Raw genomic sequence first — 6,044 nt, 5'->3', positions numbered from 1 at the left:
GCCCCGACCCCACCGCCCCCGGCTCCGCCGGACGCTCCGCTCCCGCCGTCTCAGGCCGCGAGTCCGCCGAACAGCAGTGACACCGTCATCGCGATGATGACCGAGTCGAAGGCGAACGCGATGACGACGTTCGCGCGCACCAGGCGCCAGCCCTCTCTCGAGCGGATCTCGGCCGAGACCGTGGCCGCCATCGTGGACAGCAGGAGCGCGAGGGTCGCGTCGTCACTGAAGTGCGGCGCCTCCTCGAAGGCGAAGCGCGCCTGCGACCGCCGGGGCGACCGCGACTCGAGGCGCAGGCAGGCCTGTGCGACCGAGAAGACCATCAGCACCCACGAGCTCGCGACGGCGAGCAGGGCGGCGGCGAGGGAGAGGGGCTCGCTGCGGGACTCCGTCCTCTGCGCGATCGCCACCGTGACCACGATCGCCGGCACCGCCGCCGGCACCGCCGCCGGCAGCGTCGTGCCGGTCGCCCCGGTCGCTCCCGCCATCCGCGAGAGGAGGCGCCGCTCGCCGCGCGCCTCCTCCTCGGCGGTGCTCCGCAGCGCCTGCTCGTCGAAGCGCGAGGAGGAGGCGGCGCTCCAGCCCACAGAGAGGGCGGTGGAGAGCGGCCGGCCGAGCAGAGAGACCGGAACGAGGGTCGCCGTCGCATCGACGGCCCCGTCGCCCGGAGCGAGCGTCCCCGTCGCCAGGACGAGCAGCACCACCACGATCGTGACCAGGAGGCTCACGCTCACCCGGAACAGATCCGAGCGGGGTCGTCTGCGCGCGGTCATCGCCGTCCTCCCCGTCAGAGGCCCGGAGCGCGCCCCGAACAATATCCACGCCGTTCCGTCCTGCGGTGTCCCCGTGCACCACCGGGCCATTCGTTGCAACCAACAACAAATCCCGCGCGCACCCGGCAGAATGGACCCATGACCTCACGGAGCAACTGGGCGGGCACCTACGAGTACCGCGCCGCCGCCATCATCGAGCCGGAGTCCGTCGAGGAGGTGCAGCGCCTCGTCCGCGAGAACGAGCGCGTCCGCGCCCTCGGCAGCCGCCACTCCTTCAACTCCCTGCCCGACACCCCCGGCGCACTGCTGCACCTGGGGCGCCTCGCCTCCGACCCCGTGATCGACGCCGAGGCGAGCACCGTCACCGTCGGCGGCGCCACCCGCTACGGCGTCGTCGCCGCACACCTGCACAGCAACGGCTACGCCCTGCACAACATGGGCTCTCTCCCGCACATCTCGGTCGCCGGCGCCATCGCGACCGGCACCCACGGCTCGGGCGACCGCAACGCGAACCTCTCCTCCGCCGTCTCGGCGCTCGAGCTCGTCACCGCCGACGGCTCGCTGCGCACGATCCGCCGCGGGGAGCCGGGCTTCGAGGGCGTCGTCGTCGGCCTCGGCGCCTTCGGCATCGTCACCCGCGTGACCCTCGACATCCAGCCGACCTTCGACGTCCGCCAGGACGCGTTCGTCGACCTGCCCTGGGAGCGCGTGCTCGACGACTTCGACGCGATCACCTCCTCCGCCTACAGCGTCAGCCTCATGACCCACTGGTCCTCGCCGACGGTGGAGCAGCTGTGGCTGAAGACCAAGGTGGCGGCGGGATCCGTCGCCGACGTCGACGCGACGCACCTGGGCGCGGTCGCCGCCTCCGCGAGCCTCTTCGCCGTCTCGGAGGGTGTCGACTCCAACCTGAACCCGTTCGGCGGCTCCGTCGGACCGTGGTCCGAGCGCCTGCCGCACTTCCGCCTCGACCGCGAGCCGAGCGCGGGCGACGAGATCCAGAGCGAGTACATGGTGCCGCGCGCGAACGTCCGCGAGGCGATCGTGGCGCTGCGCGCGATCGGCGAGCGGATCGACGACGTCCTGCTCATCACGGAGCTGCGGACCATGGCGGGCGACGACCAGTGGCTCTCCCCCGCCGGAGGCCGCGACAGCGTCGGCGTGCACTTCACCTTCAAGAAGGACCGCGCCGGCGTCGACGCCGTGCTCCCCGTCGTCGAGGGCGCGCTGCTGCCGCTCGGCGCCCGGCCGCACTGGGGCAAGCACTTCCTCGCCGGAGCCGACGAGATCGCGCCGCTCTACCCGCACCTCGAGGAGTGGCGCACCCTCCGCTCCGAGTGGGACCCCTCGGGCCGCTTCGCGAGCGACTTCCTCCGCGACCGCCTGCTCGGCTGAGCGGAACCCGCCCCGCGGGACCAGGCAGGTTCCGCGGGACGGGGCTCACAGGACGTGGGTCGCGGGACGGGGCTCACAGGACACGGCTCGCGGCTCGCGGCTCGCGGGATGCGGGATGCGGGACGCGGGACACGGGACGCGGCCTACAGGACGCGGCTCACAGGACGCCGCTCAGAACAGGCGGGCCGCGTCGGCGGGCTCGACGAGGTCGCGCACCAGCGCCGGGATCCGCTTCCGGAACGGGAAGAACCCCCGCGACGCCGACGGCCACGCCGCGCCGTCCCAGCGGCGGCGCACGGTGACGAGCGCGACCCCCTCGTCGGCGAGAGCCGAGCGGAGCGCCTCCACCCGCTCGCCGACGGGCCCGACCGGCGCGTACGGAACGACCACGGTGTCGATCCGCTCGGACACCGCCCAGTCGACGACCGTCGCGGCACGCGCGTCCGCCAGCACCCTCGCCGGCCGACCGCTGGAGTCGGACGTGCGCTCGGCGGCGTCGGCGAGCGCCGCGGCGGTGAAGGCGGCGACCGCGTCGGAGACTCCGGACGGCGAGCGCCCGCCCGCGTCCCCGGCGACGGCGCACGCCACGAGGCGCTCGGCCAGACCCGGCTGCTCGGCGAGCAGGCTCACCGCCTCGAGGTCCTCCTCGTGCAACAGGAGGCCGGGGCGGGCGCCGACGGTCCCCACGACGTCGTCCTGCTCGAGCGGTGCCCGCGGCGGGAAGGGCTCCTCGGTGAGCGCGGGGGCCGTGGTGGCGAGGCCGCTCGGCGAGAAGCGCCCCTCCGTGTAGCGCGCGATGTTGGACGCGGAGGCGAGGTAGGTCTTGCCCGGAGTCTGCAGGCCGGCGACCCATCGCCACGACAGGGTGTTGGACGCGGCGTCGCCGTCGAGCAGATGCCGGTAGAAGAAGTCGGCGCCGAGCTGCCACGGCAGTCCGAGGGTGAATATCCAGATGCTCGCGAACCACATGCGGGTGTGGTTGTGGAGGTACCCGGTCTCGACGAGCTCGCTCACCCACGCGTCCATCGCGTCGATGCCGCTGCGTCCGCCGATCGCGTCGAGGTAGCCGGGCGGAGGATCACCCGCGGAGGAGTCCGCCACCTCGCGGCGGTAGCGGCGCCAGACATCGGGGTTCTGCTCGAGCCAGCCCTTCCAGTAGGTGCGCCAGAACACCTCCTGGACGAACTTCTCCGCGGCGGTCAGCCGGTGGCGCGCGAGGACCGCGGCGACGACCTCCCGCTCGTTGACGAGGCGGTGGCGGAGGTAGGGCGAGAGTCCGGAGACGTTGTCCCGGGACGGTCCGAGGTCGTGGTTGCGGTCGCGGGCGTAGGCGGAGCCCGCGCGGGCGACGAAGTCGTCGAGCGCCTCGAGACCGGCGGCTCTGGTCGGGATGAACATCGCCCCATCATCGGCGTCGGCCCGGTGAGAACACCGGCAGCGGCCTCCCGAGTGCGCTCCGGGGACGGAGGCGCCCGCCGAGCGCTCGTCAACGGGGTGACCGGCGCCTCCGACCCGACGTAGCGTCGGAGGACGAGAGGGAGGCCGCCATGCCCCGCGAGGAACAGATCCCGTCCACCATCGAGCGCTCCGACGAGCACGCGCAGAAGCTCTGGTCGGCCGCGCACGACTCGGCCGTCGACAGCTACGGCGACGGCGAGCGCGCCCACCGCACAGCCTTCGCCGCGCTGAAGCACGAGTACGAGAAGGTCGGCGACCACTGGGAGCGCAAGGCCGAGAGCGGCCCCTCCGACTCCCGCGCCGAGGGCCACGGCCGCTCCCCCGGGGGCGAGACGGCGGGCGGAGTGGACGCGAACGCGACCAAGGCGCACCTGATGGACCTCGCCAAGCGCCTGGACGTCTCCGGCCGCTCGCGCATGACGAAGGCCGAGCTCGTCGAGGCCCTGCAGAAGGAGAGCACTCGACGGACGCGCGACGCGCGGTGAGGGCAGGGGGCGGGGTCGGGAACAGCCGCCCCGCCGAGCCCCGGCCCGCTCAGTCCAGCGCGTCCCGCACGGCCGCCATGCCCAGCTCCAGCTCGGCGAAGGTGGTCGACAGCGGCGAGAGGCCGATCCGGATGCCGTCGGGTCGGCGGAAGTCCGGCACGACCCCCTCCGCCTGCAGCCGCGGGACGAGGCCGGCGAACGACTCGTGCGCGATCGTCACGTGCGAGCCGCGCCGGGCGGGATCGAGCGGAGTCGCCACCCGCACCCCGCGCGGGACCAGCCACGCGTCGGCCAGCTCCAGCGCGTACGCCGTCATCGCCTCCGACTTCGCGCGCACCGCGGGCATGCCGACCGAGGCGATCAGCGCGATCATGTCCTGCATCGCGAGCATCCCCGTGATCGGCGGGGTGCCGCTGAGGAAGCGCCGCATGCCCTCGGCCGGACGGTAGCCGGGTCCCATCTCGAACATGTCGGCGACGCCCATCCAGCCCTGCACCGGCTGCGCGAGCGAGCCCTGGTGCCGGGAGGCGACGTACGCCCACGCGGGCGCCCCCGGGCCTCCGTTCAGGTACTTGTAGGAGCAGCCGACCGCGAGGTCCGCGCCCCACTCGTCGAGCTCGAGCGGCACCGAGCCGACGGAGTGGGAGGCGTCCCAGAGCACGAGCGCGCCGGCCTCGTGCGCCTGAGCGGTGATCGCCGCGGCGTCGGCGAGGAACCCCGAGCGGTACGCGACGTGGCTGAGCAGCACCAGTGCCGTCCGCTCGCCGAGCACGGGGGCGAGGTCGTCGGGGCCGACGCCGCTCCCGGGGTCGGAGTCGATCCAGCGGAGCGTGCTGCCGGTCTCGGCCGCGATGCCCTCCAGCACGTACCGGTCGGTGGGGAAGTTGTCGGTGTCCACGACGATCTCGTCGCGCCCCTGCTCCGCCTGGCGGGCGATCGCCGCGCGGGCGAGCTTGTAGAGCAGGACGGTCGTGGAGTCGGCGACGACCGTCTGCCCGGCCGCGGCTCCCAGCACCGCGGAGCCGAGGGCGTCGCCGACCTCGAGCGGCATGTCGAGCCAGCCCTCCTCCCAGCCGCGGATGAGGCGGCCGCCCCACTCCTCCTCCGCGAACCGCGCGAGCCGAGCGACGCTCGCGCGCAGCGGCCGGCCGAGCGAGTTGCCGTCGAGGTAGGAGCGGACCTCGGGGGTGCGGACGAACAGCTCGGGGCAGTGCGCGAGCGGGTCCTGGGCGTCGAGCGGATGCATGCCCTCACCCTAGGTCGCGGGCGCCGGGTGCGACGCGTGCCGCCGGGGCCCCGGATGCGTGCCGCCGGGGTCCCTGACGGGTGCTGCCGGGGTCCCTGACGGGTGCTGCCGGGGCCCCTGACGCCGCTCGGACGCCGCCCACTGTCCAGAAGTCGTCGCACTCGGCGTCGACTGCGACAACTCTTGAGCACTCGCGAGCCCTCACCGGAGCCTCCCCCACTGTCCAGAACTTGTCGCACTCGGCGTCGACTGCGACAACTCCTGAGCACTCGCGAGCCCTCACCCGGAGCCCCTCCCCCCACTGTCCAGAAGTCGTCGCACTCGGCGTCGACTGCGACAACTCCTGAGCACTCGCGGACCCGCGCACTCGAGCCGGTCGCCACTGCTCCGAAGTCGCCGTACTCGCGCTCCAGTACGGCCGCTTCCGCGTGGTCGCGAGCCGCCGGGCCTGTCCCAGCGGTCGTCGCCGAGTGCGCAGAAGTTGTCGCACTCGAGCTCGAGTGCGACAACTCCTGGACAGTCGCGGGAGCCGGAGGAGAACGGAGCGGGAGCCGGAGGAGAACGGAGCGGGAGCCGGAGGAGAACGGACCTCGAGCCGGCGAGCGCCCCCGGACCCGCGAGCACGGCCGCGCACCTGGGAAGTCAACGGGCGGACGCCGCCCCCCGCCCCGCCTAGCCTCCGAGGAC

Annotated in this window: 5 protein-coding genes; 2 read left to right on the top strand and 3 right to left on the bottom strand. The window is 73.7% G+C overall.

What is annotated here, in order from left to right:
• Positions 1-50: 50 nt before the first annotated feature.
• Positions 51-773 carry a DUF1345 domain-containing protein gene (locus tag C5C63_RS16490; RefSeq protein WP_181110650.1) on the bottom strand — a complete coding sequence of 241 codons (723 nt, stop codon included), beginning with the start codon at positions 771-773 and terminating at the stop codon, positions 51-53.
• A gap of 138 nt (positions 774-911) precedes the next feature.
• Here C5C63_RS16490 and C5C63_RS16485 point away from each other — a divergent pair, with 138 nt between their 5' ends.
• Positions 912-2,168, top strand: a complete 1,257-nt coding sequence (locus tag C5C63_RS16485) for an FAD-binding protein (RefSeq protein WP_104326455.1) — start codon at positions 912-914, stop codon at positions 2,166-2,168.
• Between the two features lie 171 nt (positions 2,169-2,339).
• Here C5C63_RS16485 and C5C63_RS16480 read toward each other — a convergent pair whose 3' ends face one another.
• Positions 2,340-3,566 carry an FAD-binding domain-containing protein gene (locus C5C63_RS16480; RefSeq protein WP_104326454.1) on the bottom strand — a complete coding sequence of 409 codons (1,227 nt, stop codon included), beginning with the start codon at positions 3,564-3,566 and terminating at the stop codon, positions 2,340-2,342.
• A 149-nt stretch (positions 3,567-3,715) separates the two neighbouring features.
• On the opposite strand from C5C63_RS16480, the gene C5C63_RS16475 reads away from it, so the two are divergent.
• Entirely contained in the window at positions 3,716-4,111 is a 396-nt protein-coding gene (locus tag C5C63_RS16475) for a ChaB family protein (RefSeq protein ID WP_104225169.1), read from the top strand.
• Positions 4,112-4,160: 49 nt separating this feature from the next.
• Here the strand turns inward: C5C63_RS16475 and C5C63_RS16470 are convergent, their stop codons facing one another.
• Positions 4,161-5,357, bottom strand: a complete 1,197-nt coding sequence (locus C5C63_RS16470; protein WP_104326453.1) for a kynureninase — start codon at positions 5,355-5,357, stop codon at positions 4,161-4,163.
• Between the last annotated feature and the right edge of the window lie 687 nt (positions 5,358-6,044).

The sequence above is a fragment of the Rathayibacter sp. AY1B8 genome, from assembly GCF_002932775.1.
Lineage (GTDB): Bacteria > Actinomycetota > Actinomycetes > Actinomycetales > Microbacteriaceae > Rathayibacter.
The sequence above is the reverse complement of the archived record's forward strand: the minus strand, read 5'-3'. Positions and strand labels throughout refer to the sequence as shown.